The following is a 511-nucleotide window of genomic DNA, read 5'->3' as shown; positions in this document are numbered from 1 at the left end:
TGAAATTGCTTCGGCAGCCTTGCCTCGTGGTTCCCGCCTAGCTGAGGCGACGGACTTGGATCTTCTTATCGGCAAGAATAACCATAGCAGCCTGCTGGCGGAAGTGTTCAGCGTGCACATGTTTAGCGGTATCGTTGATGAACTCAAGATTTATAATCGGGCGCTGAGCGCGGAAGAAGTGGCCGCTTCTTATCGGCATGTGCTGGATACCTTTCACAAAGGTATCCGGCCGCAATTAAACTATGACGAGATCAAGCTGGACCGGACGCCACTGCTGCTTGATCGGCACAGACCGCAATATCATGTTAGCCCGCCAGCCCATTGGATGAACGAACCCCATGCACCGATCTATTTTGACGGGCAATATCATTTGTTCTATCAGCATAACCCGCATGGGCCGTTCTTTCATCAGATCCATTGGGGACATTGGGTAAGTCAGGATTTGGTGCATTGGCGTGATCTTCCCGTGGCCCTGGCACCCGAAAAGGATCAGCTCGCACCAGACGGAATC

General features: G+C 52.4%; 1 pseudogene. It reads left to right on the top strand.

From position 1 onward, the window contains the following. A pseudogene (locus GRP75_RS30230) lies at window positions 1-511 on the top strand (GH32 C-terminal domain-containing protein); the annotation flags it as partial.

The organism is Paenibacillus sp. OT2-17 (genome assembly GCF_009827695.1).
Classification (GTDB): Bacteria; Bacillota; Bacilli; order Paenibacillales; family Paenibacillaceae; genus Paenibacillus; species Paenibacillus polymyxa_B.
The sequence above is the reverse complement of the archived record's forward strand: the minus strand, read 5'-3'. Positions and strand labels throughout refer to the sequence as shown.